Raw genomic sequence first — 24457 nt, 5'->3', positions numbered from 1 at the left:
GAGCAACTGGCGTAACTGGAGCGACTGGAGCCACTGGTGTAACTGGTGTAACTGGAGCAACTGGCGTAACTGGTGCAACTGGAGCAACTGGCGTAACTGGAGTCACAGGAGTAACTGGTGCAACTGGAGCAACTGGTGCAACTGGAGCAACTGGCGTAACTGGTGCAACTGGAGCAACTGGCGTAACTGGTGCAACTGGAGCAACTGGCGTAACTGGTGCAACTGGAGCAACTGGCGTAACTGGCGTAACTGGAGCAACTGGCGTAACTGGCGTAACTGGAGTAACTGGTGCAACCGGCGTAACTGGCGTAACTGGTGCAACTGGAGCAACTGGCGTAACTGGTGCAACTGGAGCAACTGGCGTAACTGGTGTAACTGGAGCAACTGGCGTAACTGGAGCAACTGGCGTAACTGGAGCAACTGGCGTAACTGGTGCAACAGGAGCCACTGGTGTAACTGGTGTAACTGGAGCAACTGGAGCAACTGGTGCAAATGGTGTAACTGGTGCAACCGGCGTAACGGGAGCAACAGGTGTAACTGGAGTCACAGGACCAACTGGCGTAACAGGAGCAACTGGAGCGACTGGAGTAACTGGTGCAACCGGCGTAACAGGAGCAACTGGCGTAACAGGAGCAACTGGCGTAACAGGAGCAACTGGTGTAACAGGAGCGACGGGTGTAACTGGAACCACAGGAGCAACAGGTGTAACTGGTGCAACAGGAGCCACAGGAGCCACAGGAGTAACAGGAGCAACTGGAGTAACAGGAGCCACTGGTGCAACAGGAGCAACAGGAGCAACAGGTGTAACTGGAGCCACTGGTTCAACTGGAGTAACAGGAGCGACTGGGGCAACTGGTGCAACTGGGGCAACTGGTGCAACTGGAGCAACCGGCGTAACAGGAGCCACTGGAGCGACTGGAGTCACAGGAGCAACAGGACCAACAGGACCAACAGGAGCCACAGGAGCGCCTGGAGTCACAGGAGCAACGGGTGTAACTGGAGCAACAGGAGCAACCGGTGTAACTGGAGCCACTGGAGCGACTGGAGTCACTGGTGTAACTGGAGCAACCGGCGTAACTGGAGTTACTGGAGCAACAGGTGTAACCGGAGCAACTGGCATAACCGGAGTAACTGGTGTAACTGGAGCAACCGGAGCAACTGGCGTAACGGGTGCAACTGGAGTAACTGGAGCCACAGGAGTAACTGGAGCCACAGGAGTAACTGGAGCCACAGGAGTAACTGGTGCAACCGGAGCAACTGGAGCAACTGGCGTAACGGGTGCAACTGGTGTAACTGGAGCAACGGGAGCAACGGGAGCAACAGGTGTAACTGGAGCCACAGGAGCCACAGGAGTAACTGGTGCAACTGGTGTAACTGGCGTAACTGGAGCCACAGGTGTAACTGGAGCAACTGGAGTAACAGGAGCCACAGGACCAACAGGTCCAACTGGAGCGACTGGCGTAACTGGTGCAACAGGTGTAACAGGAGCAACTGGTGTAACAGGAGCAACTGGTGTAACTGGCGCAACAGGAGTCACTGGAGCCACTGGTGTAACAGGAGCGACTGGCGTAACAGGAGCGACTGGAGTCACTGGTGCAACTGGAGCAACTGGAGCAACAGGCGTAACTGGAGCAACCGGAGCAACAGGCGTAACTGGAGCAACCGGAGCAACTGGAGTAACAGGAGCAACTGGAGCAACAGGTGTAACTGGAGCAACAGGCGTAACTGGAGCCACTGGTGCAACTGGTGTAACTGGAGCAACTGGTGTAACCGGAGCGACTGGCGTAACTGGTGCAACTGGTGTAACTGGAGCAACTGGTGTAACCGGAGCGACTGGCGTAACAGGAGCGACTGGAGTCACTGGTGCAACTGGAGCCACTGGCGTAACTGGAGCAACCGGAGCAACCGGAGCAACTGGTGCAACCGGAGTCACAGGGCCAACAGGAGCTACCGGCCCAACCGGCCCAGGAAGCACCCTAGCTCAAAACCAAACTACCGCTTCGCTGAGTGTTTTCCCTCCTTTAAATACTGAAGCTCTTTCTAATACAATTACTGTTACAGCAGCTACAGGAAATGTATTTAAGATTGATTATGCTATAGGAGTGCAATATACTGTAACGGCAAACTGGTCTCTCACTTATGAATTTAGGCTTTACCGAAACAATTCTCTCATAGCAACCCGAATTTCTAATAACATTGGCTCTGCATCAGGTACTCAACGAATTCCTATTGCTGATACGTTTGTAGATACCACTCCAGCCGTCGGCAATAACACTTATGAACTTCGGGTTATTGTTACCGCTACTTCAAATGTAACTTCATTGTCCGTCATAAATAGATACATGAACATTATCACATTTTAATAATAAAAATTATTAAGAAATCTTAATGTTTGTAAGAATCGTTGGTTTTTGAATTTATGACAGCTGCGCTTAACATTGCCATAAAATAAGATTAATGAGAAAAATATTCGAATTATTTCAGGAGCTTGCAATTTTATTGCGAGCTCTTTTTTTAATACTAATTTTAAGTGCCGATGATAAAGTTAGCGAGAACTCTTATATAATGCTGGTCTAAGAGGTCATCTTATTTCACAACATTCATAAGTATGACGTGATAAGTTGTATGATTATAAAAAATGAAGAAGAGGTATTAGTCCGCCGTTTAGAATGGGTAGATGGTCTTTTGGATAAAATCAGTATAGTTTGGTTGCGGGATCTACGGATAGGGGGGATGAGTTTGCAAAAGAGATTACATACCGGGCATTTTTCTTGAATGGTCCGAGAGAATTAAAGATGCCAGAAATGAAAAGTTTAAGCATGCAACCAAAGAGTACTTCTATGTCTAGATGCAAATGTTGATATTGCATGAGGACTGGGAACGGTTCAAAAAAAGAAGGAAACGCTGAAAAGAATGATAGGCTTTTTGAGTAAAACAGGATTGGGGTTTGAGTGCCAACTTAATTTCCTGAGTTGTTTATTTTGCTGCGCATTCATGGTAAGGTAGAAAGCTAAGGAATGAAATGAGTATCTGAATTAGTTTTGGAAAACAATCAATCTTATATAAAGAAAAAAGACGGAGTGAATAAATGACTAAATCATCAAAAGGCAAGAGCGGTATTGGGAAAGGCACAGGGAAAAAAGGATGGAATCGCTGGCAGGCTGGAGCAAAAAAAGCCAAAAGCTTTAAGCCCTATAAGAGCAAAGGGGTAAAAAATGCTTCTAATTCCAGTGATGAAAATACTGAGAATAAATAACAATAAAAGCCCGACTCTATTCAGAGTTGGGCTTTTTTCGTTAAACGGAAGCTAATTAATCTTTCAGAATGTTTTCAATGGCTGCTAATTCATCTGATGAGAATTCAAGCTGATCAAGCGCTTTCACGTTCTCTTCAATCTGGCTGACTCTACTGGCCCCAATTAATGCAGAGGTCACACGGCCTTCACGCAGTACCCAGGCAAGCGCCATCTGAGCCAAACTTTGGTCCCGATTTGACGCCAGTGTATTAAGCTCCTGTACTTTACGGATCACTTCTTCTGTCACTTCATTTTCACCCAGGGCCCCGGTGGATTTTGCGGCACGGGACTCAGAAGGTACCCCATTTAAATACTTATTTGTTAAAAGCCCTTGCTGAAGAGGACAAAAAGCGATGGAGCCGACCCCGTTTTCCTGCAGCACATCCTGAACGCCGTTTTCGATCGAACGATTCAGCATAGAGTATTTTGGCTGATGGATAAGTAGGGGGGTGCCAAGATCTTTTAAAATTGATATTGCCTGTGCCGTTTGATCGGCATCATAGCTTGATATCCCCACATATAAAGCTTTTCCCTGCCGGACAATCTGATCAAGAGCCCCCATTGTTTCTTCAAGAGGAGTATTTGGATCCGGACGATGAGAATAGAAGATATCAACATAGTCAAGCCCCATTCTTTTTAAGCTCTGATCAAGACTTGCTGTGAGGTATTTTTTGGAACCCCATTCCCCGTATGGTCCGTCCCACATATGATAACCTGCTTTTGTGGATATAATCATTTCATCGCGATAAGGAGCGAAATCGGTTTTCAACATAGCACCAAACATTTCCTCAGCTGACCCGGGTGGGGGACCATAGTTATTGGCCAGATCAAAATGTGCAATTCCAAGATCAAACGCTCTGCGCAGCATAGCCCGTCCGTTTTCAACAGTGTCTACTCCCCCGAAATTATGCCAAAGTCCAAGAGAAATAGCCGGGAGAAGAAGACCGGAATTGCCGCAGCGGTTATATTTCATGTTTGAATAACGTTCTTTATTTGCCAAATAGGTCATGAAAACACTCCTTGTAACTATTTTTTGAAATATCAATCAATTCGAATTTATTTTATAGAATTGTAGGAAGAATGGAAAGAGATTTGATTTCTTTCAACTAAATGAATCTTCCTATATATGAATTGCAAGGATTTAACTAAGCCTGCCCGCTGCATCTGTGCTACCATGAATAAATAATTATTTAGTTAGGGGCAGGAAGATTATGAAGCTAATTTCTTGGAATGTTAATGGAATAAGAGCATGTGTGAAAAAGGGATTTTTAGACTATGTTGACCAGGTTAATGCAGATATTATTTGCCTGCAGGAAACCAAGGTGCAGGAAAACCAAATTGATTTGCCTATGGCAGGATACTATCAGTACTGGAACTATGCTGAAAAAAAAGGGTATTCAGGTACGGCTGTTTTTACAAAGATAAAGCCACTTCACGTTAAATACGGCATAGGGGATGCCGACTCAGAAGCGGAAGGAAGGATTTTAACGCTTGAGTATGAAGGCTTCTACCTGATTAATGTCTACACCCCTAATTCAAAACGAGATCTGACAAGGCTTCCCTACAGGCTCGAGTGGGAAGAAATGATGAGACAGTACTGCAGTGAATTAGATAAAATAAAACCTGTAATTTTATGTGGTGATTTAAATGTAGCCCATCAGGAAATCGATTTGAAAAATGCCAAACCGAACAGAGGGAACTCAGGCTTTACGATAGAAGAAAGAGGGAAAATGACTTCTTTATTGGATGCGGGATTTGTTGATTCATTTCGTTATTTTTATCCGGAAACAGAAGGGGCTTATACGTGGTGGTCCTATATGAGCAAGGTAAGAGAACGGAATATTGGCTGGAGAATCGATTATTTTATTGTTTCGTGCAGGCTTGAGGACAGGCTGAAGGATGCAGCGATTCACCCTTATGTATTAGGAAGCGACCACTGCCCGGTACAGCTTGAAATGGCTGATTAATAAACAATTGGACAAATTCCCGGTTTATCAATTCCTTTTTATAGGAAAAGGATAAACAGATAGCGAGGAGGTGGAGTTATGTCTGAAAAAGCGTACACTTGGACAGGAGAAGATGTTGCAGCAACACTTCCTGTAAGAAAAAATGATGGTCATAAAGGTACATATGGTACAGCACTTCTTTTAGCGGGCACCAGTTCAATGCCGGGTGCTGCCTTGCTTTCAGGGCTTGGTGCGCTGCGAAGCGGGCTTGGCAAGCTGGTGATTGGAACGGAAGAGAAAGTCATAGCCCATGCTGTGTCTGCTATTCCGGAGGCCATGTATTTACCGGATGGGCTGATTAAAATTGCTGAAGGCAAAGTTGATTTGGATTCCTATAAAGCGGTGGCTGCAGGTCCCGGGATTGAACCGGATGAGCAGACTGAAAAAGCTGTGCAGCGGCTGTTAGATACCAATTGTCCTGTCATCCTTGATGCAGGAGCTCTATCTGAACGCACCTATAAAAGAAGAAATGCTCCTACAATTCTGACCCCTCACCCCGGAGAATTTTCGAAGATTACTGGTGTGGAGGTAAAAGATTTGCAGAATAATCGTGCTTACTATGCTTCTTTATGGGCAAAAAAGCTGGGAGTTACGATTGTATTAAAAGGAAATGAAACGATCACTGCCTTCAGTGACGGAGAGATTTTTAGAAACCCTACTGGTGATGGAGCTTTAGCTAAGGGAGGCACCGGGGATACATTAACTGGCATGATGCTTGGCATGATATGCTGTCACGATCATTGGAAGCATGCTGTTTTAAATACGGTGTATCTTCACGGCGCCTGCGCACAGAAATGGTCGGAAAGAAACTCGGCCCATACGCTGCTCGCACACGAGGTAACGGATCTTCTTCCAGAGGTATGGAAGAGCTTTGAAATATAAGGGCTGGTTCGCTTTGAAAAGACGATTCTTGTGTGCATCAAAAAAGCGATCGCGGGTTTTACCCCGCCGATCGCTTTTTCTGATTAAGCAAATAAGTGCGCAAATACAACAATGACTGGCAGCGTAATAATGGTACGTAAAATAAAGATAAGTACAAGTTCGCCGAATTTCACCGGAATATTTGATCTTAAAATTAAAATTCCGATTTCAGACATATAGATTAATTGGGTTAAAGAAATTCCTGCGATGACAAATCGGGTCAGTTCGCTCTCAATACCTGCTCCAAGAACTGCCGGCAAAAACATATCTGCAAAGCCTACTAAAATTGTTGGTGCGGCAGCGGAAGCTTCTGGCAATCCGAGCAGTGCCAGCACCGGAATTAAAGGATAAGAAATAATTTCAAATAGCGGTGTATAGGTTGCGATAATGAGTGCCAATGTTCCCAATGTCATAACAAGCGGGACCAAACCCAGCCAAATATCGAGCACCGTACCCGCCCCATTTGCAGCGAGCTTTTTAATACTGCCGGCTTTGTGAGCTTTTCGGCATGCTTCCTGATATCCCCACTTAATGAGCGATACACCTTCAGGAACGTGATCATCGATTTGCTTTCCAACAGGTTCATAATAAGTGTCAGCTTTTCTCGAAAGAGGTGGAATGCGTGGCATGATAATGGCCGCCACAATCGAAGCCGTTGATACTGCTAGATAGAATGGGAGAAACAATTCGCCAATGCCGATTACGTTCGCCACAACTAAGCTGAAGGCAACAGAAGCGATCGAAAAGGTGGTGGCAATCACCGCCGCTTCCCGTTTTGTATAATACCCTTCATCGTACTGCTTCATGGTTACAAGAACTCCGACCGGAGCCGCTCCCATCCAGGAAGCCATGCAGTCAATGGATGAACGGCCTGGCAAAGTGAACAATGGGCGCATTATTTTATTTAATAACGAACCGACAAATTCCATCAAGCCAAACTCCACGAGTAAAGGCAGCAAAATACCTGCAAACAAAAACCAGGTAAGCAGGACTGGAGCCAAATCGTAAAGGACGACTCCGCCCGTATCACGGGAAGAAATGGCTTCAGGCCCAATTTGATAAAATGCCATTAACCCAACGATAAAACCTAAAACACGTATAATGACACCAAATGGACCGGTTATAAATAACGGGCGGAAAAAGGAAGAATTCAGCACAACAGCCGGCTTAAGAATGGTGGCAGCCAGTGTAGCAGCTGCTGAGAAACCAAGTAATATCAGAATGAATGCAGGAATCGACTCTCCGAATGTGCTTTGCAGCCAGGACGCTAAAATTCCTACCCCGATCGTAATTTCTCCGTTGATTTTAACAGGTGTTAAAAAGAGCAATGCCCCAATTAGGGAGGGAATGATAAACTTCCAGCCTGAGTGTACTGCCTGAACTTCTTCTCCTTTATACATGGTCGACATCTGACTTCCTCCTTATCCTTTATAAGATTGTAAAGCTTGATCCAAAATAGCAAGGCCTGTATCAATTTGTTCCTTTGAAACGGTAAGCGGAGGAATCATCCGAATGACTTCTCCGGCATTCCCGCAAAGATAAAAGAGCACGCCGCGCTTAAGGCACTCGTCCAGAACTTCCATTACCGCTTCTCCATTTGGTTTTCCGGTGACGGGGTCTTGTAATTCAATGCCAATCATTAACCCTACTCCGCGAATGGTTTTAATGATGTGATGCTTTTCTTTTAGTTTTAAAAGCTCTTCCATTGCATAAGTGCCCATTTTTTGTGCATTTTCTAGTAGTTTTTCTTCCTTTAACACCTCGATGGATGCAAGAGCAGCAGAGCAGGCCATTGGATTGCCCCCAAAGGTGGTGCCATGGGTGCCAAGCGGCCATTTTTCCATCAGTTCCTTTGAAGCGACTGTTGCACTCAGAGGCAAACCGGCTGCAATTCCTTTAGCGATTGCCATAATATCAGGTGTGACGCCAAAGGTTTGAGCAGCAAACCAGTCTCCAGTACGGCCAAAGCCTGTTTGGACTTCATCAAATATTAGCAGGATGCCGTGACGGTCACAAATTTCTCTCGCTTTAGAAAGCCATTCCTTAGGAGGAATAATGTAGCCGCCTTCTCCAAGGACAGGCTCTAAAATAATACACGCTACTTCTTCGGGAGTTACCTGATGATTAAAAAGCTTTTCAACATCCTTTTCCAGCTTATCCGGGAAAAACACAGCGGGATCTTCTCCCTGCGGAAGATCATCAGGATGCGCGTAAGGCAGCTGATACGTAAGCCACGAAGGCTGAAGGTATTTTCTGTATTTGCTTTTTGAAGTAGAGACGCTCAGCGCCCCCATTGAACGGCCATGAAAACAACCTGTAAATGAAATGGCGTATTGACGCTTCGTAGCGTATTTAGCCAGTTTGATCGCTCCTTCAATCGCTTCGGTTCCGCTGTTAGCGAAAAAGAAGTTATCCAGTTTAGGAGGCAGGATCTGCTGCAATTCATAGGCAAGCTTTAAGATAGATTCATAGATTATTACACCAGATGGGCCATGCAGTAAATGATCAGCACTGTCCTTAATCGCCTGGACCACTTTAGGGTGGCGATGTCCTACATTTTCAACAGCGATTCCTGAAGTAAAATCTAAATACGTCTTGCCGTCTGCCCCGTAGTAATAACAGCCTTCCGCTTTTACAACAGGAAGATTTGGATGATCCTTCGCCATGCTTGGTGCGAGCAGGTTTCCAATGGAGCCTGCAAGCTCCTGCCAGTCTGGTTTTTGATTCGTTGTCATTTGACTTCATCTCCTATAACAGTGTTGGTATATTTTTTTAGTTTACGAACGACTGATGGCTGGCTTATCCCTAAAACCCTTGCCATTTCAGTCGTGGTTCTATAACGTTTTTGAGCATTTAAGAGCACTTTTTTCTCTACAAACTCGAGAATATGTGGAAGTGTGTGACCGTCGATGTCCACTCCGATTTGTTCATCTTCCGCAGGCTGATAGGGCAGAGGCAGATCAGCCAGTGTGATGACGGCAGCTTCGCTTTCTATAAAGCAGCGCTCAAGTACATTCTTCAGTTCATGAAAATTTCCTGACCATTTAAGCTGCAATAAATGCAAATACAGATTGTCATCCAGCTTTTTTTTCTGGTTGTATTTAAGGTTTAAACCGTTTAAAAAAACGGTCATGGCCTGTGTCAAATCCTCCGGTCGTTCCCGCAGAGGATATAAGGCGATGGAGGCAAGGTTCAGGTAGTAAAATAAATCTTCCCGAAAAGTGCCAGCCTTCACCAGATTGTCTAATGGTGTTTCGGTTCCTGCAATGATGCGGGTGTTTGGCTGTTCTCGGGTGAGAAGTTTTAATAGAACAGACTGCGAAGCTGGCGATAATTTGTCAATTTCATTTAAAACGAGTGTGCCGTTTTGAGCTAACGACAGATAACCCGATGAAACGGCATCATTTTTGCCGGTAAAAGATACCTCAAAGACACGGTCCGGCAGCGTACTGCAATCCACTTCAATAAAAGATCCGTTGCAGCTGCTTTGGTTATGTATAAATTTAGCGAGTGTACTTTTGCCCACGCCTCGTTCCCCGTGGATCACAATGGGGGTTGGAAAACGCGCCATTTTATTCGCGGTGCTGATGGCCCGTTTGGAAGAGCCGCTTTCTGCAATAAAGTCATCGATTTGAATGTGCTGATCCCGAAAGTAGGCTAATTCCTCTTTTACTTTTGTCATTTCAGACTCCAGCTCTTGCAGATATTCCTTCATGACGATCAATTCAGAGAGTTCATAGGAATAACTAATGACAAATTCAACGCTCTTCTGATCATTAAACAGCGGGATTCCTGTAATCAGGACCTTCCGGCCGGAAGGGGTGGTCTGCACCATGACAACCTTCTTTTTTTTCGCCACAACTTCCGGCGTGATAGCGGGAGTGAAAATTCCCTGGTCTTCCAGATCAAGCACCGATTTGCCTAAAAGCTCATCCGGTGTAAGTCCATAATGTTCTCCGCTTATTTGAGTGACTTTAATGATTTTTCCTTCTCGTGTTGTGATAATAATATCTTCATCATGCGTATCCATAATTTCTTCTTCAGTATTCGGCAGCAAAAACATGGAATTCATAATGACGCTCCTTTATTCATTCTTGTATAAGACTATACAACATTGAATAATATAAATGCAATACTAAGTATAAATATTATTAATTGAATAATTCAACTACTATTAAGTGAGTTCTATCTTTCAAATGCACTGAAAAAAGTTTCTGGAATTTGACCGGTTCATTTCCCCTCCAATGAATCTTCGTTTTTAATAAACTATTTTGCAATAAAAAAGGAAGATAGCGCTGAGGAAAAGCGCCATCTTCCTTTAGTAAACTTTTAGATCCAAGAGTACTCACATAAGTTAAATGAGTGCTTGTTAATTTATAAACATTGAATTATTGGAACCAATTTAAAGATGATAAATCAGGATCTTAAGATAACAATTGTCCGATGTACTCGGGTCTTATTCCCATGAAAGCTTATTTACTTTGCTGCAACCGCCGCAGAACGAACCTGATGAGCTGCTTTCACCATGTTAACAAGTGCATTCTTTGCTTCATCAACGGATCGCGTTTTTAAACCGCAGTCCGGGTTGATCCAAAAAAGGGAAGGAGGCAATACGGAAAGGGCACGCTCTATAATCGAGACCATTTCTTTTTCATCAGGAATACGCGGGCTGTGAATATCATACACACCCAGTCCAATGCCTTTGTCATATACTGTTTCCTCGAAGGTGGAGATCAGTTCAGCATGGCTTCTTGATGTCTCAATTGAAATAACATCAGCATCCATATCTGAAATCGATTCAATAATTTCATCGAATTCTGAATAGCACATATGGGTATGAATTTGTGTGCTGTCCGCAACTTCCGAAGTAGATGTACGGAAGGCTTCTACCGCCCATTTCAGATAATCATTATGTTTGGAGGATTTTAATGGAAGCCCCTCTCTTAGAGCAGGCTCGTCAACTTGAATCATGGTAATGCCGGCTTTTTCCAGACTTTGAACTTCTTTTAGCAGAGCTTCTGCAATTTGAAAGGCTGCTTCTTTTCTTGAAATGTCATTGCGGACAAAAGACCAGTTTAAAATGGTTACAGGGCCCGTCAGCATTCCTTTAACCGGCTTTTGAGTAAGGGATTGCGCATAGAGTGTTTCCTTCACTGTCATCGGTTCAACAAACGATACATTGCCAAAAATAATAGGCGGTTTAACACACCGGGAGCCATACGATTGCACCCATCCATTTTGTGAAAACGTAAAACCAGCCAGTTTTTCACCAAAAAATTCAACCATATCATTTCGTTCAAATTCTCCATGAACGAACACATCAAGTCCGATTTCTTCCTGATAATCAATCCATTGCTTTATTTCCTCTTGAATTAATGCTTCGTAAACCTCATTTGAAAGCTCTCCTTTACGCCATTTCGCCCGGGCTTTTCTCATCTCCTTTGTTTGAGGGAAACTTCCGATTGTCGTCGTGGGAAGAAGGGGAAGCTTCCATTTATCCCGCTGCAGTTTATTGCGTTCCACAAACGATGAAGAACGGCTGGATTTTAAGGAAACCGGATGTTGTTTAACTCTCCATTCCGACCTGAGTAATTCATTGGATGATTGGTCATGTAGGACGATCGCTTGAATGTGCTCAATATCCGGACGGATAATGGCATCCCTTAAAAGGGTTAATTCATCTAATTTTTCATCGCTAAAGGCGAGTGCTTCCTTAACGATTGGTGGCAATTTGGTTTCATGCTTTAAGCTGACTGGCACATGCAGCAGGCTTGATGAAGACTGTAGCAGCAAGCGGTCATACGAAACATGTTTTTGTAGCTGCTTGATCATATTCAGCGCATCCTCAAGCGTGCTTTTCCAGATGTTTCGACCGTCAATGATACCCAGTCCTAATAGTTTATCTTCAGGGAAACCATATGTTTGAATTGAACGCAAATTTTCTTCCAGGCCGCTCACAAAATCGAGGCCAATGCCTTTTACGGGAAGTTTGATCAGTTCCTTGTAATGGGTGACAGCCTCAAAATAAGTTTGCAGCATCAGATCCACTGTGCGAAGGCTGCCGGCAATCTTTTCATATACTTTTGAGAAAAGAGCCATTTCTTCGGTCGAGATATCCGTTACAAGAATAGGCTCATCCATTTGGACGAGTGAAGCGCCGGCTGTTTCTAGTTCCTGGAGCAATTGAATATAAAGGGGCACTAGTTGGTCCAGTATCTTTTCAAAGTTTTTTTCATCATATCCTTTTGAAAGCTTCAGGAAGGTAAAAGGACCAAGCACAACTGGTTTGCCTTGTATATCAAGCTCTTTTTTTGCTTCCAAAAAAGCATCCAGTGGTTTATTTTCAACGAGTTCAGGCTGCTTGTGGCCAATTTCGGGAACGATGTAGTGATAATTGGTATCAAACCACTTCGTCATTTCACATGCATGGGCACGATCGGATCCACGGGCCATTGAGAAATAAGTGGATAATGGCACCTTGCCGCCTTCATAATCAAAACGTTCAGGAACCACTCCAAACATAGCGGCTGTATCCAGAACATGATCATAAAGCGAAAAATCATTGACTGGTATGTAGTCGATGTCCTTTTGCTGCTGCTTTTTTAAAGAATGCAACCGATAGGATTTCATATCGCTAAAAAATTCTTCCTCAGAAATGGCGGAAGACCAAAAGGCTTCAAGTGTCTTTTTCCACTCCCGTTTTTCTCCTATACGCGGATAACCCAGGTGACTGCTGCTGACTGTTTTCATCTAATCAACCTCCAAAGTAGTTTTAGACCATAAAAAAAGGATATCTATACCCATGATTAGGTAAAAATATCCACGTGAAATATCCTGAACAAGTGAACACCTCCCTATCTCCCGTAGGTAAAAAAGCAGTGTTGTCGAATTAGGCAGGTCTCCTGACTTTAGGATCTTCACCATCGCTTGCCTTCCCGGCATTTGCCAGTGGCGTTGTTTGCGATAATTCCCCTATTACAGTGGCGGGACCGTTCCGGATTTAAACCGGATTCCCTTTTAAACTTTGAAAATATATTTCAAAGTACCTGATTCCACATATGAAATTGTTTTTAACTTTATCGCAGAAAGGTTTAAATTGTCAAACTATATTTAAAAAAATGCGGCAGATTCCTTTGTAAGCCAAAACGATCTGTATACAAATTGTCTATTTGGTTTACTTTAACTTGTAACTGGAGAGGAGGAGAAATAGATGAAAAAAATTTCATCAGCCATTTTGTTCATTTGTGTTAGTTTTTTGACAGTTGGATGCAATGTAAGTCAAGTGGACGAGGCGGTAAATGACAGCGAGAATCCTGAAGTTGCAAATTTAGTGAAAGATAATGATGATGCAGATCCGGACGCCAGTACCGGGCGTTTAGAGGTGGCAGATGAAGTAGCAGATCAGATAACTGACTTAAAGGGAATTGACCATGCGTGGGTATTCGTATCAGAGGAAAACGCTTATGTAGCAGTAGACTTAAATGATGCTGCTTCAGAAGAGGTTCCAAAGGAAGTGAAAGAACAGGTAACAGAGCAGGTTATGTCTTCTGATATAAAGGATGTTCAGCATGTGTATGTTTCTTCAAATCCCGATTTTAAAGACAGATTAACTGCGTACGGAAAACGGATTGAAGAAGGTGAGCCGGTAGAGGGGCTAGCCGATGAATTTAATGAAATGGTTGAGCGGGTATTTCCTAACCAAAAAACTTCCGGAAGTTATCAACCTCAATAAATATTGTACAGACACTGGCTCCTTCAACGAAGAAGCCAGTTTTTTCTGTTTAGCCATAACGAGGTGTATAGGCAAATGTGTCAGGAGATTGTCGGGGTAAAAAACTTTTATTTATTCTATTGCCTGAGATGAGATGACTTTTATGACATGATTTAGTTTACTGTCCAGCAGCAATTCTTTTTTTATCACTGCCTCCAGGACTTCCTGAACGCTCTGGTTGATCACCAGAAGATCTTCAAGTGTTGCCTGCTGTTCAATGCCAGGCAAGGTTCCAAGTACATATTGGATTTTTTCAGCCTCTGCATTGACGATATGGGCAAGACTTAATTCTTCCATCCCGATGGAAGCCAATAGCAGATTTATCGCATCATTCCGATTGAAGGTAATAACAGGGGTAATATTAGGAATTGAAGGTTGTGACATGAAAGCATACACTCCTTTTCTATTTTTGCCGTCAGTTCAATCATTAATTATCTAAATCGATTTTTTCCTGTTTGAATGCTTCTTCAGCCAGCTCTTTATTTCCCAGCTGCTCATGGCATAAGCCTTTATAATGCCAGGCTTTAAAACTGCCTGTTCCTTGTAAAATTAAGTAGTTTGTGTGATGATCGCCTAATTCAAGACACGTCTCAAAGGAATTCAATGCCTCTTTGTATTTGTTCATTTTGAAAAGAAAATATCCTTTATAGAAATGTAAATCAACATAATCCGGATAAAGAATGAGTGCTTTATCGATGGCCTCCGAACCGCCTTCGTAGCTTCCGGTTTCAATGATTGTGGCATATTTTAGTTTATACAAAAGGGAGTGCGGCATAGTGTTTTGCTGTAAAAAGCGTATGATTGATAGATTTACATACTGAAATGCAAGGGAATATTGTTCATTGCGATAATATTCACTCGCCAGATGATATTCAATCCATGGGCTGTGATCAGGTTCAGCCAGCTCTTGCTGCAGCAATGTAATATTTCGGTGACCTTTATTTTTCCGCTCTGTTATATCCAGAAGATAACCAAAGTGGTGGATTGTAAAGGGAACAGGTTCAGGTTCTTTGCCCACCAATACGTGAGGCAGCCGCAGCGTTTCATGTATGCGGTTTTGGAAGGTGATTCCGATATGATTTCGGAATAGGCGGGGCTGGTAAAATAAATAAGTGTTATTTTTGTTTATCTTTCCAGATTCCCCAGAATAATTGAGTACGGGCAAGGAGTATAGATCTGCGTGAGGATTCGTTAATTTTTCTGCCAGGATGCTTTTATCCACCGTTGCCAGTTCTTCATCCCCATCCAGCCATAGAATCCAGTCTCCTGTAGCAAAAGACAGGGCATAATTTCGAGCATCTGCGAAATGATCTTTCCATTCATAGGAATATACTTTTGCATTAAACTTTTCGCATAGTTGAACGGTTTCATCAGTCGACCCTGTATCCACAATAATGATTTCGTCAGCCAGCTCTTTAATGGATTGCAAACATTTTTCAATAAATGCAGCTTCATCTTTCACAATCATACAAAGTGAAACAGAAGGTGTTTTACTCATGTGTTCACTCCTCGCATTAGATTGGTCAGCTTTTTCCGCAAGCTTTGGTAGCCAGCCAGGGTGAAGCGACCTTTTTTTCAATAACAAAGCGTATGCTGTAAGGGAGAGGAGGGTAACAGGAAAGTATTTTTTGGAAAAACAAATTAAATCGCTTTTGGTTTTCCTCACTGGAAAATGTGTAGCGATCCACTCGACGTTTAAATTCCTGGAAAGGAGTAATGAACGCTTCAAGTTGGTCTTCGTTTGAGGTCATTAGAGTCTGTGAAAATAATTCGGGATACAATAGCTTCTTGGAAACGAGCGATTCATGTAAATGAACCATTAAGGAAAGGGAGGAAATAATATTTTTTTCCAGACGGATTTTAGTTTTTTGAGAGGAGCAGTCGAGTGCTAATAATAACTCCATCATTTGAATTAAAAATTGGGTATATGATTGAAATAAGGGGATGTGGTCAAATGTTTGATGAGCTATTTTCACTGGCTATGCTCCTCCTTTCAAAACTTAACTCATAATTAATGGAGACGTGAATTTTTTTCGCAGCCATGGCAATTATGTTTTCCGCAGCGAGGGCATGTTTTCTTCGAGCAGTCCAAACAGTTCTCTTTTCCGCAGTGACTGCATTTCTTCACACAATCATGTTTTGGGTGTTTTTTTCGGCATTTGGAATGTTCATGGCAGCCATGTTTGCTGCAGTTAGCTTTTTTGTCCAGTTCTGCTACTTCCTCGAGTTTCAGTTCAAGCAGGAGCTGCGACTTTACCACGGTCTTCAGGGTTTTGTTTACACTTTCGTTTATTTCCAAATAGTCATCCAAATGTTTTGGACATGTTTTCAGAAAGTGTTGAAGCTTTTCTCCTTCAGCGTTTAAAATGTGGGAAAGACTGATTTCTTCCAAGGCAATAGAGGAGAGCAAAAGGTTTATGGTGTCGCAGCGGTCCAAGGAAATGATCGGAGTGATGTTAGGAATATTGGGCATAGACATAATAGATCCCCACCTTTTTACGTTACTTTCAATAAGTGTATTTTAAAATATATGATAAACAGCATAATAAAAGCTCCACTTAAAAATGGCTGGTGCTTAAAATAGAGTAATGCGAGACAATTACCCACCTAATGACACTGTATTCATTTTTCCATAATAAGTGCATGTACCAATGAAAAAGAAAAAAACCTGAGCACAAAAGTGCCCAGGCAGATTAATAAACGCAGCTTGATTCAAACTATTTAATTATTTTCGATCTCTCCGACCTTTACTAATGCTTTTCCAAGGTTTGCACCTTTAAACAAATCAAGAAATGCATCAATGGTGTGATCAAAGCCTTCTGTAACGGTTTCTTCATATTTAATCTTACCCTCACTTAGCCAGCCTGCCAGCTCTGTTGCTCCTTCACTGAAGCGGGAAGAATAGTTGCCGACTGTGAAGCCCTGCATTAAAGAGCTTGTTTTAATTAAATGTCCCTGTACGCGGGGACCAACATCCTCACCCTGGTTATTATAAGAAGAAATGGCTCCGCAAACGGGGATACGCGCAAAATTATTAAGAAGCGGGAAGATCGCATCGGAGATTTCTCCGCCGACATTTTCAAAGTAAACGTCAATCCCATCTGGACACGCTTCTTTTAGGGCTTCAGCAACATTTTGGGTTTTGTAATTTATCGTTGCATCAAAGTTAAGTTCATCTTTGAGATAGCTTGTTTTTTCGTCAGAACCGGCGATGCCGACTACACGTGCCCCTTTAATTTTAGCAATTTGGCCGACTACTGATCCAACAGCACCGGCAGCTCCAGATACAACGACTGTTTCGCCTTCTTTTGGTTTTCCGATATCAAGAAGGCCAAAGTAAGCCGTCAAACCGGTCATTCCCAACACGCTTAAATAGGCAGAAGCCGGGGCTATGCTGTGGTCAATTTTACGGATTTCTTTTTCTCCTGCCACGGAGTATTCCTGCCACCCCAGAGAGCCTAATACAACATCGCCTTCTGAAAATTGGCCGGACTTAGATTCCACAACCTGCCCGATAACGCCGCTTGATATCACCTCATTCAGCTGAAAAGGTGAAATATATGATTTACCTTCGTTCATGCGGCCTCGAAGATAAGGATCCACCGATATGTAAACGGTACGAATAAGAACTTCACCCTCAGAAGGTGTTCCAACAGGTGCTTTGACAAATTCAAAATCTTTATAGGCTGGTGTCGCTTTTGGTCTGTTAATTAGTTTAATTTGTTTTTGCATCGTAAATCCCTCCAAATTTGTAACTGGTAATTGGGTATTACTGTAACGCAGATAACCATGTTTTTAAACTAATCTGCTCAGGGGACAGCATTGTAAAAAGAAGAGACTGCACCTGGCAGACAGGTGCAGTCTCTTCTTTTTAACAATTTTTCTTGTTGTTCATTTTTGCTTTATTTAATTGCTGCTTGGAAAGATGATCTCCATGAGCTGCCAGTTCCTTCGCATATTCTTCGCTCACATTTTTTGGATCTATTTTTAGGCCTTTCGGTGTTTGCGGCAAAGATTTTTTATTGTTGGAAGGCGTTTGACGATTTGATCTGCTCATGATAAATCCCCCTTTTCAAAATGAACTACATGCTTAGTATGAGCAAAATCATGCAATTTAAAGATGGAGATTGAAGGCAGGAGTAGAATGAATTTGAATAAAATGAAGGGCTGATTGCCATAGTAAAAAGAAAATAATTTTGGAGGGATCCTATATGGAAAATCACACCGAACATAGCTGGAAGGAAGACCAGCTTATCGCTCAATTACACAATTCAGTGGATAATGCATTTGACGCCGTTGGACAGGCTCATACAAATCCTACAGAGGAGAAACGTCAGGATGCACGTGAAAAAATTCAGCATGCTGAACGTTCCTTTAAAAATGCGGTTGAAGCAAGAGGGGAAATAGAGCCGATTATTCGACTAAAAGAACAGCTGTTCAAAAGCAAAGAGAGCTATCAAAAACTGCATTGATTTAACGCAAAAAAAGATCACTATTGCCTGAGGCAGTGATCTGTTTTTTTAGCTGTATCTATCCGCCAGCAGGGGCTGCTGCTTGCCGTTGTCCTAATTCCTGGTCAATTGTTAATATGGCAGCCGCATTGCTTCCGGCAATGCTTAAACGATCAACTATTGTCTGCGCCTGTGCTTCTTCATCCACTTGCTCTCGAAGAAAATCCTGCAGAATAACCGCTGTCTGCGGATCATTTTGGGCAGCAAAACTATGGGCCTGACGATAGGAATTTGTAACAAATCGTTCATGTTCCAATACCTTTTCAAAAGTCTCCAGTGGATTTCCAAAATCAATTAATTGATCTGGAGTCGATTTTATTGTCACTCGACCCCCACGATCCGTAACGTAATCAATAAGTTTCAGCATATGCGTCCGTTCTTCTTCAGACTGCGCACGTAACCAGGAAGCCATGCCTGTATAGTTAAGATTGGCTAAATATGCTGACATGGCTAAATACAAAGTAGAGGAATTATTTTCGATTTGAATAAGATCATTTAATAAATTTTCGACCTGTTCGTTTAACATAAAAAACCTCCTTCCGATATCTATAAAGCCTATGAAATTTTAAATAAGAGTATGTCATACCCATTGAGTTCAGCAGGGAGGGAAGCAGGGGTGATGCGTAATTACTATAAATTAACTGCTGAAGAGCGAAAAATTATAAAGACATGGAACACAAATAATCAACCCTTGCTTGTGCCGGCAGGTGAGGAAAAAATAATCATTCAGGAAATTCAACAGCAAACATTGATGCACAACCATAACAATATTACCCGCACGGAGGCTTATCTGCAGTTTTATCTCAGACACCCGGAAGTTCATTGGGCTCTGTTAGCTCATTTGGTTTCCAGGAATGGCGGATGGAATATGACGGATTTAAAAGGCAGCCTGCTTCGATTCGTATTTTCACAAGAATCGGTAACAGATTTTTTTGCTTTCCTGGAAAGAGCAAACGCTTATATTTTTCATGATGCGTTTCCGCAGCTTCTTTTGTATGAACGATGGAAGACCAAAGGAATTAATTATTTTCATTTACTACCGCATTTTGGGGTTTCTGTATTTATGAAGCCGGTATGGGACTCTTTCTTAAAAGACCGCCACTCAAAACTGCTGACCATTTCATTAATCATCAACGAACAGCACTATATTGAAGGGCGGTTGATATCAAACGATTACTTTCGAAAGAACGTTTACCAAACATATTTATTTAAAATTCAGCAGCTTCTTCGCTTAAATGATGTGATTTTTCCTTATATGGACAACGGAATAACCAAATTAATGGGACTTACGGTCAGTCATTTTGCGCCGCTTGAAAAAAGGATTGAGCTGGGAAAACGTTTATATGGAATGCTGTATGAGTCCGAAGATACTTTTGATCAAGTGGAGCAATTTGCAAAAGATGTGAGGCACAGCGGTTCCCGGGCGGATTACTGGCCTGATACTTTCTCAAGTATAAACCAGCCTTCCCGTATCTTAAGTCCAGCGCTGACCAGTGCGTGGGAAAACTGCAGTCATACATTTTCCGGGGAAGACTGGTACTGCTCTGATAAAAACACAACCGTATTTTTTGCTGATATAAATCCTGCTAAACGGCTTGAAATTACTTCAAGGTATGCTTTGACCATTCGTTTTCTTCATGCTGTTTCATCCGTTCTTCAAATCAAAAATAAAATCAGGATTGCTGGTCATACTACAGGTATTGAACAAAAAGGAGTGAATGAATTGGGTCAAAATCATCAATTTAAGCCAGGTCAAAAAGCGCCGAATAACGGTTATTATGTAGAGATCGGTGAAACAGGAAGCACCGTAAACGATCCCAAGCAAATTAAACTAGAAGCAGGAGAAAAATTTCCAGAAACGAAAAATCAAAATCGTGTCTGGATGCCAAAACGAAAACCATAAGAAATAAGACAGGCATCGATCTCAGAGGAAAGGGGAGATGCCTGTCTTTTTATAATGCAGCTTATTCCTTGCAGGTATATTGTGCGTGTAATTTAAAGCTCCCCATAAAATCCTGTCCAAAATCTTCAAGTGTAATCCGAACAACATCCTCATATATAAAAGTAAGAGAAGCGTTGCCTTGAACGGGTATCGTTTCCTGGCTGTCAGCTTTATGAAAGGTTACATAAATCCCGTCACTACTGAAATTTACTATGGTGCCTGCAAGAACCAGTGGAAGAATAGCATGGTCTGCATCGAAAATAATATTGTTTACAGACTCTGCGGGACCACTGATGGTGGTAGTCGTTTTATAGCTTACCGTTTTATAGCCCGCTTTCTCAGCCGGTTTTAAGTCAGGTTTTAAGTCTTCTTGATAGTCTTCCGGGTACACTGGAGGTTTGCCCCCTTGCCGATCTTTGTGATCTGGAAGATTTAGATGTTTCTTATATGTCATAATTTCACCTCCTCTTTATAGAATATGAGATTTTGAGAATCCTGCGTGGGCAACGCTTTAAAAAGGCTCTCTGCACAATGACCATGTAAATAAAGGGGTGTCTTGATAGTTTATAAGCAATCAAAAAAGCTGTACAAGAAATGGAATCTTGTACAGCTTTTTTGATGTTAATAGTTTCGCCATGCTTTTTCATACATTTGAAGTAAAATCGGCTCAATTAATGTGTTGGCTTGAAATTCAAAGGCATTGCCATCTTCATCCCTAAATTCTCTGTCGATGTCTTTGCCGAACAAGCCAAGTCCCTGTAATACTTCATTGGTTAAAAAAGTTGTATCTGCCTGGATATCTATCGATTCCAGCACACCGTCTGCAGGTTCTCGTTTTGCCAATACAAATCCCCAGTCGCCAAAGCTTGGTATATCCACATGTAAATTTTCCGTATGCAGACCTGCCTGCTGGACTGTGTAGTCAATTGTCCAGTAGACGTCTGTTGCAAACGTGGGGCTTGTGGATTGAATCATCACAGTTCCGCCAGGATCCAGATGGTTCCGGAGAAGCTGATAGAACTGAAGGGTATAAAGTTTATTGAGCGATTCATTATTAGGGTCAGGCAAGTCTACGATAATTACATCGTAAAACTGCTCAGCCTTTTCCATGAAAGAAAACGCGTCTTCATGGTGCACCGTAACCCGTGGATCCGAAAAAGAATCTTCATTTAAGCGAAGAAGGTCATAATCGGACTGGGCAAAATCAACTACAGCAGGATCAAGATCCACCAGATCAACGTGCTTGATATCATCGTACTTCCATAATTCCCGCAGGACCAAACCGTCGCCGCCGCCTAGTACGAGAACCCGCTCTGGATCATCTGCACTTGCCACAGCTGGATGAACAAGCGTTTCATGGTAGCGGTATTCATCCGTTGAACTCATCTGGAGCTGGCCATCTAAAAAGAGCCGGACATCTCCCTGTTCTTTTGTCAGGATAATTTGCTGATAGTCTGTCTGTTCATGATGAATAATAGGGTCACGATAAAGCTTTTGCTCAAAACTAAAAGCGGCTTCATCACCCCAGAATATACCTGATAATAAAACGAGAAAGATAGAAACACCTGAAATAAGGTGCAGCCGGAAACGAGCGATTTCTTTTTTAAAATAAAACAGTACCCAGATGGCCACACCAACATTGACCAACGCAACCATAAAAGCTGTTTTTACAAGTCCAAACTCCGGACGTAAGTAAAAGGCAAACAGCAGACCGCCAATTAATCCTCCCGCGTAATCAGAAAAGAGGACACGCGCGGTGCTTTTTCTTAATGTTACGCCAATATCATTGGCTTTACGAATTAAGATCGGCAATTCAACCCCGGTCAGGGCACCGATGATTAAGGTAATCGAATAAAGAAAAATGGCATCTGTTCCATCGGGCAAAAAAGCAGTTACCCCGAAAAAGAGAAACGTAGAAAAGCCGCCGATTAAGCCAATTGAATACTCGATCCAAATAAAGGAGGTAATCAGATTTTTGGTGACGCGTTCGCTGATTGAGGCTCCGATACCCATACCGGTTAAAAAAAGCGAGATGGTGAGCGTATACTGCTTAACACCATCTCCCAGTATATAAGAGCCCGCAGCACCAAATAATACTTCAAATATTATGCCGCATATTGATACAATTCCTGAAGCCCAGTAGATCGCTTTACTTTGTTTAATACCCAGTTTAGTTAGGCTGTCCATATGAATAACTCCTTACGCATCCTTCTGATTCGGCAGCTGCTCTGACTTATGTAATGGAAGCGCCGATGACAAAAGCCAATCCGACTGATACTGCAAAGCTGATGATGCCTACTGCCAGGTTTCCTTTATGAAGCTGTTCTTCAACAGAAAACTTCCGGGTAAACATCTCAAATAAAAGGTAAGCTGCTAATTGAAGGACTACGCCAATTCCGCCCCAAATTAATGTTTCAGTCACCGCAAAGCTGTTATAGATCGCAAAAGCGAGGATGATGCAGATTCCAATGATTTTCCCGCTGATGGAGAGGGCAACCGCTTTGTTGCCATTTAATACCTCATCCCAATCCTTATAGCGCTTTGTTAGAACCTCAAAAATGGCGATGCCGATTACGACAACGATAATAGCTATAGCAAAATACATAATCGTTAATAAAAATGGTTGCATAATTTATTCTCCTTCCACATCATTATTTACCAGACCCGGTTCCCCCGCCGCGAACGGTAGAAGCCCCTCTGATCGTTGGGATTGAATTTTTTCCTACATACGTGCCTGCAGAATTATAGCCGCCATAGCAGCGTTCCGGATTAGCTGCGCATGCCTGATTTCGCTGAGAACCCCAGTTATTGCCGAACATATTGCCCAGTACACTTGCTAAAAGATACCCTTGAAAAAATCCCGGACTGTAGTTATTGCGGACGAACTCTTCTTCAGCCACTTCGATCATCGTATCAGAGGAATTGTCCTCTGACTCGGTGAGTGTGACAAATTGGTTGTCATAAATGAAAACCTGTTTGCCTTCCCGGAGCTCACTCATTTCTGTTGGCTCTTCATGATCCTGAAGCTCACTTGATACTGCTGAGATGTCCCGGTCCTCAGCAAGATATACTCTTGCATATTCATCACTATTTTCCGTGCTTGAAATGGTGTCATACAGGGAATAATTATTGCTTATGTAATCATCGATGCTGTCATTGAAAAGAGAGCCGCCTCCATTTCCACATGCTGCCACAAACAGCATTACTCCGACAATTAGTAGGGACAAAAATGTTTTTTTCACTTTGTTCACCTGCCTTTCCAACTTACTGGTTACAAAAGGAAAGAGGATCTGTTTAAAAAACAGATCCGCCTTTTTATCTAGTTAAGCTTTACCCATTTTTTTCTTTAATGCTGCCAGTTCATCGTCGACCCCATTATCAAGGGCTTTGAACTCATCATCGAGACTTCGGTTGGATGAACGCATGTCTTCACTTGTTTCAGCTTCTGCTTCAAATTGCAAAACCTTTTCTTCCATTCGGTCAAAACCGCTTCGTGATTCGTTTGATCCAATACCAGACATCGTCCGGTTCATTTTCGTGCGGACTTGTGCTGATTCAGCACGTGCTTTTAACGAATCTTTTTTCAATTTCATTTGATGGTATTCGTTCTTCATTTCATCCAGTTTCGTGCGAAGGATGGACGCATCTTCTTGTGCACGGGAATAGGATTCCTGAAGGGAAGCAGCCTGGTCTGCGTGAACTTTTTTATCCTCCAATGCACGTCTGGCAAGATCTTCATTGCCTGCTTCAATGGCTTTCATCGCTTGTTCTTCACGTTTTGAAGCCATGCTGTTTGCGTCTGCTACTTTCTTTTGAAGAAGCTTTTCATTAGCAATCTGCTTAGCAACTGCACTTTCTACTTCGCGGATATCTGCTTCCATATCACGCATAAACTGGTCAAGCATTTTTACCGGATCTTCCGCTTTATCCAGCATTGCATTTAATTCCGAACCTACCACTGTCTTTACACGTTTAAAAAATTGAAACATCTAAATTCCTCCTAAAATTGTT

The 24457-nt window shown here is 42.7% G+C and carries 24 protein-coding genes and 1 riboswitch; of the genes, 7 read left to right on the top strand and 17 right to left on the bottom strand.

Translation table 11 applies throughout. The annotated features are described in order from the left end of the window. Together E2R51_RS17450 and E2R51_RS17445 are read left to right on the top strand one after the other, a co-directional pair. On the top strand, positions 1 to 2363 hold a 2363-nt coding region (locus E2R51_RS17450; RefSeq protein ID WP_133378375.1), incomplete at its 5' end, for a collagen-like triple helix repeat-containing protein. 725 nt (positions 2364 to 3088) lie between these two features. Beyond that, positions 3089 to 3256 carry a DUF3934 family protein gene (locus E2R51_RS17445; RefSeq protein ID WP_133378374.1) on the top strand — a complete coding sequence of 56 codons (168 nt, stop codon included), beginning with the start codon at positions 3089 to 3091 and terminating at the stop codon, positions 3254 to 3256. Positions 3257 to 3311: 55 nt separating this feature from the next. Here the strand turns inward: E2R51_RS17445 and mgrA are convergent, their stop codons facing one another. Then, positions 3312 to 4304, bottom strand: coding sequence for an L-glyceraldehyde 3-phosphate reductase (gene mgrA, locus E2R51_RS17440; RefSeq protein WP_133378373.1), 993 nt, complete (start codon positions 4302 to 4304; stop codon positions 3312 to 3314). A 202-nt stretch (positions 4305 to 4506) separates the two neighbouring features. Between mgrA and E2R51_RS17435 the strand changes: the two genes are divergently transcribed. Both E2R51_RS17435 and E2R51_RS17430 read left to right on the top strand, forming a co-directional pair. Further along, on the top strand, positions 4507 to 5262 hold the full coding sequence (locus E2R51_RS17435; protein ID WP_133378372.1) for an exodeoxyribonuclease III: 756 nt from the start codon (positions 4507 to 4509) through the stop codon (positions 5260 to 5262). 78 nt (positions 5263 to 5340) lie between these two features. Then, positions 5341 to 6183 (top strand): NAD(P)H-hydrate dehydratase, encoded by an 843-nt coding sequence (locus E2R51_RS17430; RefSeq protein WP_133378371.1) that lies wholly within the window; start codon positions 5341 to 5343, stop codon positions 6181 to 6183. A gap of 83 nt (positions 6184 to 6266) precedes the next feature. Here E2R51_RS17430 and E2R51_RS17425 read toward each other — a convergent pair whose 3' ends face one another. The 4 genes from E2R51_RS17425 to metE form a co-directional block, all read right to left on the bottom strand. After that, positions 6267 to 7631, bottom strand: coding sequence for a YjiH family protein (locus tag E2R51_RS17425; RefSeq protein ID WP_133378370.1), 1365 nt, complete (start codon positions 7629 to 7631; stop codon positions 6267 to 6269). A 12-nt stretch (positions 7632 to 7643) separates the two neighbouring features. After that, positions 7644 to 8957 (bottom strand): aspartate aminotransferase family protein, encoded by a 1314-nt coding sequence (locus E2R51_RS17420; RefSeq protein WP_133378369.1) that lies wholly within the window; start codon positions 8955 to 8957, stop codon positions 7644 to 7646. Further along, positions 8954 to 10294, bottom strand: coding sequence for a sigma 54-interacting transcriptional regulator (locus E2R51_RS17415; protein WP_133378368.1), 1341 nt, complete (start codon positions 10292 to 10294; stop codon positions 8954 to 8956). Before E2R51_RS17415 ends, E2R51_RS17420 begins: the two co-directional genes overlap by 4 nt. 404 nt (positions 10295 to 10698) lie before the next feature. After that, positions 10699 to 12972, bottom strand: coding sequence for a 5-methyltetrahydropteroyltriglutamate--homocysteine S-methyltransferase (gene metE / locus E2R51_RS17410; RefSeq protein ID WP_133378367.1), 2274 nt, complete (start codon positions 12970 to 12972; stop codon positions 10699 to 10701). A 125-nt stretch (positions 12973 to 13097) separates the two neighbouring features. Continuing rightward, positions 13098 to 13287, bottom strand: a riboswitch (cobalamin riboswitch). Positions 13288 to 13432: 145 nt separating this feature from the next. Here metE and E2R51_RS17405 point away from each other — a divergent pair. After that, positions 13433 to 13954 (top strand): YhcN/YlaJ family sporulation lipoprotein, encoded by a 522-nt coding sequence (locus E2R51_RS17405; RefSeq protein WP_133378366.1) that lies wholly within the window; start codon positions 13433 to 13435, stop codon positions 13952 to 13954. Positions 13955 to 14065: 111 nt separating this feature from the next. Here E2R51_RS17405 and E2R51_RS17400 read toward each other — a convergent pair whose 3' ends face one another. From E2R51_RS17400 to E2R51_RS17375, 6 genes are all read right to left on the bottom strand, one after another. Continuing rightward, entirely contained in the window at positions 14066 to 14377 is a 312-nt protein-coding gene (locus E2R51_RS17400) for an alpha-helical endospore appendage domain-containing protein (protein WP_133378365.1), read from the bottom strand. Positions 14378 to 14420: 43 nt separating this feature from the next. Then, positions 14421 to 15491 (bottom strand): glycosyltransferase family 2 protein, encoded by a 1071-nt coding sequence (locus E2R51_RS17395; RefSeq protein WP_240733131.1) that lies wholly within the window; start codon positions 15489 to 15491, stop codon positions 14421 to 14423. A 25-nt stretch (positions 15492 to 15516) separates the two neighbouring features. Further along, positions 15517 to 15969, bottom strand: a complete 453-nt coding sequence (locus E2R51_RS17390) for a hypothetical protein (RefSeq protein ID WP_133378364.1) — start codon at positions 15967 to 15969, stop codon at positions 15517 to 15519. Positions 15970 to 16004: 35 nt separating this feature from the next. After that, complete coding sequence (locus tag E2R51_RS20665) at positions 16005 to 16466, bottom strand: alpha-helical endospore appendage domain-containing protein (protein WP_483299961.1); 462 nt, start codon at positions 16464 to 16466, stop codon at positions 16005 to 16007. A 248-nt stretch (positions 16467 to 16714) separates the two neighbouring features. Further along, a complete protein-coding gene (locus E2R51_RS17380) occupies positions 16715 to 17725 on the bottom strand; it encodes an NADP-dependent oxidoreductase (RefSeq protein ID WP_165967265.1) in 1011 nt (336 codons plus the stop codon). A 139-nt stretch (positions 17726 to 17864) separates the two neighbouring features. Next, positions 17865 to 18050, bottom strand: a complete 186-nt coding sequence (locus E2R51_RS17375) for a YfhD family protein (RefSeq protein ID WP_133378362.1) — start codon at positions 18048 to 18050, stop codon at positions 17865 to 17867. A gap of 154 nt (positions 18051 to 18204) precedes the next feature. On the opposite strand from E2R51_RS17375, the gene E2R51_RS17370 reads away from it, so the two are divergent. Then, complete coding sequence (locus tag E2R51_RS17370) at positions 18205 to 18465, top strand: hypothetical protein (protein WP_133378361.1); 261 nt, start codon at positions 18205 to 18207, stop codon at positions 18463 to 18465. Between the two features lie 58 nt (positions 18466 to 18523). On the opposite strand, the gene E2R51_RS17365 is transcribed toward E2R51_RS17370, so the two are convergent. Beyond that, the gene (locus E2R51_RS17365; protein WP_133378360.1) at positions 18524 to 19030 is read right to left on the bottom strand and encodes a ferritin; all 507 of its coding nucleotides are present in this window, start codon (positions 19028 to 19030) and stop codon (positions 18524 to 18526) included. Positions 19031 to 19123: 93 nt separating this feature from the next. Between E2R51_RS17365 and E2R51_RS17360 the strand changes: the two genes are divergently transcribed. After that, the gene (locus E2R51_RS17360) at positions 19124 to 20407 is read left to right on the top strand and encodes a YjzC family protein (RefSeq protein ID WP_240733134.1); all 1284 of its coding nucleotides are present in this window, start codon (positions 19124 to 19126) and stop codon (positions 20405 to 20407) included. A gap of 61 nt (positions 20408 to 20468) precedes the next feature. On the opposite strand, the gene E2R51_RS17355 is transcribed toward E2R51_RS17360, so the two are convergent. The 5 genes from E2R51_RS17355 to E2R51_RS17335 form a co-directional block, all read right to left on the bottom strand. Further along, positions 20469 to 20900, bottom strand: coding sequence for a hypothetical protein (locus E2R51_RS17355; protein WP_133378358.1), 432 nt, complete (start codon positions 20898 to 20900; stop codon positions 20469 to 20471). Positions 20901 to 21067: 167 nt separating this feature from the next. After that, entirely contained in the window at positions 21068 to 22633 is a 1566-nt protein-coding gene (locus E2R51_RS17350) for a polyamine aminopropyltransferase (protein ID WP_133378357.1), read from the bottom strand. Positions 22634 to 22679: 46 nt separating this feature from the next. Then, positions 22680 to 23075 (bottom strand): DUF350 domain-containing protein, encoded by a 396-nt coding sequence (locus E2R51_RS17345; protein WP_133378356.1) that lies wholly within the window; start codon positions 23073 to 23075, stop codon positions 22680 to 22682. 22 nt (positions 23076 to 23097) lie between these two features. Further along, positions 23098 to 23688, bottom strand: coding sequence for a DUF4247 domain-containing protein (locus E2R51_RS17340; protein WP_240733130.1), 591 nt, complete (start codon positions 23686 to 23688; stop codon positions 23098 to 23100). An 81-nt stretch (positions 23689 to 23769) separates the two neighbouring features. Continuing rightward, on the bottom strand, positions 23770 to 24435 hold the full coding sequence (locus tag E2R51_RS17335; RefSeq protein WP_133378355.1) for a PspA/IM30 family protein: 666 nt from the start codon (positions 24433 to 24435) through the stop codon (positions 23770 to 23772). Positions 24436 to 24457: the final 22 nt, after the last annotated feature.

The sequence above is a fragment of the Jeotgalibacillus sp. S-D1 genome, from assembly GCF_004358665.1.
GTDB lineage: Bacteria > Bacillota > Bacilli > Bacillales > Jeotgalibacillaceae > Jeotgalibacillus.
The sequence above is the reverse complement of the archived record's forward strand: the minus strand, read 5'-3'. Positions and strand labels throughout refer to the sequence as shown.

Bases quoted from the DNA above. Each gene is read 5' to 3' on its own strand.
- E2R51_RS17395 (WP_240733131.1), bottom strand. From the start codon at position 15,491: ATGAGTAAAACACCTTCTGTTTCACTTTGTATGATTGTGAAAGATGAA.
- E2R51_RS17370 (WP_133378361.1), top strand. From the start codon at position 18,205: ATGGAAAATCACACCGAACATAGCTGGAAGGAAGACCAGCTTATCGCT.
- E2R51_RS20665 (WP_483299961.1), bottom strand. From the start codon at position 16,466: ATGCCCAATATTCCTAACATCACTCCGATCATTTCCTTGGACCGCTGC.
- E2R51_RS17435 (WP_133378372.1), top strand. From the start codon at position 4,507: ATGAAGCTAATTTCTTGGAATGTTAATGGAATAAGAGCATGTGTGAAA.
- E2R51_RS17375 (WP_133378362.1), bottom strand. From the start codon at position 18,050: ATGAGCAGATCAAATCGTCAAACGCCTTCCAACAATAAAAAATCTTTG.
- E2R51_RS17365 (WP_133378360.1), bottom strand. From the start codon at position 19,030: ATGTTAAACGAACAGGTCGAAAATTTATTAAATGATCTTATTCAAATC.
- E2R51_RS17420 (WP_133378369.1), bottom strand. From the start codon at position 8,957: ATGACAACGAATCAAAAACCAGACTGGCAGGAGCTTGCAGGCTCCATT.
- E2R51_RS17380 (WP_165967265.1), bottom strand. From the start codon at position 17,725: ATGCAAAAACAAATTAAACTAATTAACAGACCAAAAGCGACACCAGCC.
- E2R51_RS17430 (WP_133378371.1), top strand. From the start codon at position 5,341: ATGTCTGAAAAAGCGTACACTTGGACAGGAGAAGATGTTGCAGCAACA.
- E2R51_RS17400 (WP_133378365.1), bottom strand. From the start codon at position 14,377: ATGTCACAACCTTCAATTCCTAATATTACCCCTGTTATTACCTTCAAT.
- E2R51_RS17350 (WP_133378357.1), bottom strand. From the start codon at position 22,633: ATGGACAGCCTAACTAAACTGGGTATTAAACAAAGTAAAGCGATCTAC.
- E2R51_RS17345 (WP_133378356.1), bottom strand. From the start codon at position 23,075: ATGCAACCATTTTTATTAACGATTATGTATTTTGCTATAGCTATTATC.
- E2R51_RS17360 (WP_240733134.1), top strand. From the start codon at position 19,124: ATGCGTAATTACTATAAATTAACTGCTGAAGAGCGAAAAATTATAAAG.
- E2R51_RS17335 (WP_133378355.1), bottom strand. From the start codon at position 24,435: ATGTTTCAATTTTTTAAACGTGTAAAGACAGTGGTAGGTTCGGAATTA.
- E2R51_RS17425 (WP_133378370.1), bottom strand. From the start codon at position 7,631: ATGTCGACCATGTATAAAGGAGAAGAAGTTCAGGCAGTACACTCAGGC.
- metE (WP_133378367.1), bottom strand. From the start codon at position 12,972: ATGAAAACAGTCAGCAGCAGTCACCTGGGTTATCCGCGTATAGGAGAA.
- mgrA (WP_133378373.1), bottom strand. From the start codon at position 4,304: ATGACCTATTTGGCAAATAAAGAACGTTATTCAAACATGAAATATAAC.
- E2R51_RS17405 (WP_133378366.1), top strand. From the start codon at position 13,433: ATGAAAAAAATTTCATCAGCCATTTTGTTCATTTGTGTTAGTTTTTTG.
- E2R51_RS17445 (WP_133378374.1), top strand. From the start codon at position 3,089: ATGACTAAATCATCAAAAGGCAAGAGCGGTATTGGGAAAGGCACAGGG.
- E2R51_RS17415 (WP_133378368.1), bottom strand. From the start codon at position 10,294: ATGAATTCCATGTTTTTGCTGCCGAATACTGAAGAAGAAATTATGGAT.
- E2R51_RS17355 (WP_133378358.1), bottom strand. From the start codon at position 20,900: ATGACATATAAGAAACATCTAAATCTTCCAGATCACAAAGATCGGCAA.